Source organism: Vibrio sp. M250220, from assembly GCF_036533795.1.
In the GTDB taxonomy this organism is placed as follows: domain Bacteria; phylum Pseudomonadota; class Gammaproteobacteria; order Enterobacterales; family Vibrionaceae; genus Vibrio.
The window spans coordinates 1-3,651 of record NZ_JATABI010000092.1 but is presented as its reverse complement, the minus strand read 5'-3'; the positions used below and the strand labels follow the sequence as shown (position 1 = coordinate 3,651).

Below are 3,651 nucleotides of genomic sequence, written 5' to 3'. Positions count from 1 at the left end.
CTCGATTAGGTGCATGGTTTGAGTAGCAGAAAGCTTGCTTTGGCTTCCGCCATTTTCAGGCTTAAGTTTTTCAGAAAGAACGTAGTCACTAAGGTGGCGTGCAACGGTTGATTCATGAATGCGAAGAGCTTGAGCAATCATGGTCTGACTCCACCCCTCTGTGGTAAGCAATACTGCTTTAATACGGTCACGCACTCGACCATCACGAGTAGAATCGTGCATTTGTTCGAGTTGCAGTTTCTGCTGAGAAGTCAGTGTAATTTTCATGGTTCGTAGCATGATCCTGATTCTAAAGAAAATCAAGCATTTTCAATGATCAGGGGTATAGATGCCCTTTTAGTTAGTGCTGAGAATGCCATTCGTTCTTCTGGTTTAGAGTTCTATATCATTGGGGTAGATGATAACCAGTAGGTACCCCATTGATACTTTCGAGAAGGTCAATAAATGTCATAAGGCCATACCTTTTAGAGGTATGGTCTTTTTTTGTGCGAAAGAGGAGAAATAAAGACCTAAACTGCATGGTGAATTTGCGAAAAATAAAAGGTCCAGTAGGTACATGAAAGGGGGTGTTTGCGTTTAGTTCAGATGATATGCAATCGCTAAACTGTACCCTGTAGAATGCGAGGTGCTAAGTTGCGATATACCAGCAAAAGCTTTTCTGGTTTATAGGCTTAAAAGAGAGACTGTACAGCTTTCACTGTATTGACTGCCAGCAGATTCGTTTCTACAGGCAATAGCACTTGCTGGGAGAAGCCTCAAAGCTGCTAAACTTAATGGATAGACTCGTTGTGCATAGGGATTTGAGATTGATTAGGGGGGGGTATTGTCTGTACTATTAGGTTTTCAAAGAGGTATAAATAATGTCCGCTAAGTATACTCATCTCGCATGGAGTTATAGAACGTTAAAGTATGAAGATAAGCTTGTGTTGCTTGCGTTGGCTGAGATTGCTGATCGGAATGGTAACTTTGAGTCGTCGATCAATGAGCTTGTTGGAATGACTAGCATGAGTAGTGGAATACTCAGAACTGTGCTTCGTCATTTTTACTCTAGTGGTGAAGTGTACTTTTCAAAGTTACCTCCTCGTGAAACAGAGCGAAATGGGGATACGTTTGTTGGGGCGTTAAAGCTAAGCTTTCAAGAATCAAATGCGGTCCCCGTTGTTGAAATGAACTTATTAGAAATGGCTCATGAGCAGAATGAACGCATTCAGCAGAACAAAAACAACAATAAGGGAAAGCTCAACAGAAGCCAGCGTTCACAGATCAAACCTCTTAATACTACTTCTAAAGATAAACAATACAATGTACTGCAAATCCATATGGAGGAAATCCCAGATTGGGCTGAGGGGTTAATGTTCAAGAAAGGAGTTCGTGGCAGGCAAGATATTTGGAACTCTTTTGTTGAAGATGTTCATAACACAGGTGAGAAGATTTTTTCTCAAACACAGCTAACAAATCGTTTACACCAAAAGATAGATTATTTTAAAGATGAGTCATCTAAGGTTCTGAAAAGTAATGCAAAAGCACCAGTGGCAAGACAGTCAGCGTTGAGTGCTTTTGAGGATAAGTTTCAAAGCTATTTAGATGATGACGAAGAGTATTGATGGGTTCAACGATACTTATAATTGTAGGTGAATTAGTGTATGTCTGACAGGTATAGCAAACCACAAAATGTGTCCGATATGGGTGTGTCGTTCGAAGAAAGGCTTGCCCAGCTTGGGAAGCTATCTAAGCAATCTAGGGAAGGTAATGTAGTTCCCTCTGCGACTAATAGCCGCCTAGTAAACTCCAATGCTCATTCTGAGCGTGGTTTAGCGGCAAATAAAAATGTTGAAAGTGCGCCAATGATTAACCCTAAAAGTCAAAAGGCACTTGATCATTACAAAGAAAAAGGTCAGAGCAAGCAAATTCTAAAAGTATGGTTCATGCTCATGCAGGCCTTCGATTCCAAAATGAAAATGTTTTTTGGTGATGAGCCTGATGTGCATTTCATGAAGTTTGCCGTTAGCCTGACTCCTGAGTCATATAAACGCTTAGAAGCAAATTTACTCGAAAGACTTGATGAAGACAGGGAATGGCCCCCTTCTTTAATCCGGTTGCGTCAATTAGCAAATTCTCCGACAAAGGAGACTATGTATAATGCAAGGCAGAGGCTGATTCATCATCCAGTGCCAATAGTTGAGCTTGATCGTGTAGAGAAGTTTATAAAAAAATATAAAATGACTGAAGTAAAAAGCTTTTCTGAGCGGAATTTTGAAGCCGAGTTCAATCGCAAATACACTCAGTGGTTCAGAGAAGTCTTACTTGAGGATATGGATTTACGCCTTGAAGAGAAAAGAAAGGAAATCAGCCACTACTTGAAGCAGGAACTGCCAACAGAGCATGACATTCGTCGAGAAGAGATGATATCAAACGGAAAAGCATTCGATAACCAGTTTGGGCAAAGAATTAAAGAAATGTGTCAGGCAAAAAACGTTCAAGCGGAAGAAATACCAGAATCAGAAGCTAGGGTGATAGAACAAGAGCGTTTAGCTGAGCAAATTCGCCAAAAGACCAGTGACGCCTAATGAGGGAGTTTAATATACTTGAGAGAGCTGAGCACTATTTTAGGTGTGACATCGATGGTGTTAAAGGTAAGCACTGCAGGATTTTAATTGATGCTAACAGTCAAGAGTTACCGCTAGGACTTCACCGCCTGCATGTCGAAGAAATTACAGACAGAAATGTGCATTTTGGCCGAGATGCTGTTTTTAGACTAACGTTGCCTTTCTCACAGCAAGACTCTATAGAAATATGCACCTTGAACGCAGGCAAAAAAAACAAAGCTACTTATCGAGAATGTCTTCGCTTAGGTGGACGGTGGGAGCCAATTCTTGGTGAGTGGGTTTTTTCGGCATCTCAAAAAATCAAGGTAGAGGCCTTGAGAGCAGTTATTGCTTCAGAGTCAGTTACGGTAGAAGTGACTTTTAAAGAAACAATATCTCAACCAGATAAAAACTTAACTCTTTTTGGGTTTGAGCTTATCAAGGGATTGAATATTGACTTTACTCCGATCCTGCATAAAGGAGTTCAAGTAAAAAAGGGCGATCTGACATTTGTTGTTGGGGAGTCGTCCAAGTCCATTGCTAGGGCAGGGACAATTGTACGTCTTTCTGTTCCAAAAATGATGCTAGAGGAAGATAAGTATAAAGAAAGTTACTTTGCTGCACTTGAGTACCGCCTCATACGCTCAAGAAAAAAGCCTTCTCATAGTTAAGTACGTCTGATACTGCAGCGAGATAGAACAAAGTCTCAAAGCCATATATTACCGAGACCATACCTTTCGAGGTATGGTCTATTTTTTGAGTTAAGGAAAACCTAGAAGTCATTTAAAAATCAGATATCTGTGTATCCGCCCCATGATCCCACGGGGCGACACTGCTAGTGTTTGAAGTTCCAAGGCAGGAGCGCATCGATATCCGGCTCCGCTTTCGCCAGCTCTTTCATACACTTGACCATATAGTCGTAAAGGATAAGACCATTGGCTTTCGCGGTCTCGACGATACTGTAAAGCATCGCACTCGCTTCAGCTCCATTGGGATTGGTCGAGAAGAGCCAGATGGTATGACCTTATATACTAAGACTCACCTATGGTGCATTTTTGGAGGTCAT

The 3,651-nt window shown here is 41.2% G+C and carries 4 protein-coding genes and 1 pseudogene; 3 read left to right on the top strand and 2 right to left on the bottom strand.

The window, feature by feature from the left end; translation table 11 throughout:
* A partial coding sequence (locus tag QTN94_RS19270; protein ID WP_331428572.1) for a helix-turn-helix domain-containing protein occupies positions 1–267 on the bottom strand: 267 nt, incomplete at its 3' end.
* A gap of 593 nt (positions 268–860) precedes the next feature.
* On the opposite strand from QTN94_RS19270, the gene QTN94_RS19265 reads away from it, so the two are divergent.
* From QTN94_RS19265 to QTN94_RS19255, 3 genes are read left to right on the top strand one after another with little or no spacing between them, the layout of a single operon-like run.
* A complete protein-coding gene (locus QTN94_RS19265; protein WP_331428571.1) occupies positions 861–1,604 on the top strand; it encodes a hypothetical protein in 744 nt (247 codons plus the stop codon).
* A gap of 39 nt (positions 1,605–1,643) precedes the next feature.
* The gene (locus QTN94_RS19260) at positions 1,644–2,567 is read left to right on the top strand and encodes a hypothetical protein (RefSeq protein WP_331428570.1); all 924 of its coding nucleotides are present in this window, start codon (positions 1,644–1,646) and stop codon (positions 2,565–2,567) included.
* On the top strand, positions 2,567–3,256 hold the full coding sequence (locus tag QTN94_RS19255; protein WP_331428569.1) for a hypothetical protein: 690 nt from the start codon (positions 2,567–2,569) through the stop codon (positions 3,254–3,256). The genes QTN94_RS19260 and QTN94_RS19255 overlap by 1 nt, the downstream gene beginning before the upstream one ends.
* Positions 3,257–3,420: 164 nt before the next feature.
* On the opposite strand, the pseudogene QTN94_RS19250 reads toward QTN94_RS19255, so the two are convergent.
* Positions 3,421–3,609 (bottom strand): annotated as a pseudogene (locus QTN94_RS19250) (transposase domain-containing protein); the annotation flags it as partial.
* Positions 3,610–3,651: the final 42 nt, after the last annotated feature.

Bases quoted from the DNA above. Each gene is read 5' to 3' on its own strand.
- QTN94_RS19265 (WP_331428571.1), top strand. From the start codon at position 861: ATGTCCGCTAAGTATACTCATCTCGCATGGAGTTATAGAACGTTAAAG.
- QTN94_RS19260 (WP_331428570.1), top strand. From the start codon at position 1,644: ATGTCTGACAGGTATAGCAAACCACAAAATGTGTCCGATATGGGTGTG.
- QTN94_RS19255 (WP_331428569.1), top strand. From the start codon at position 2,567: ATGAGGGAGTTTAATATACTTGAGAGAGCTGAGCACTATTTTAGGTGT.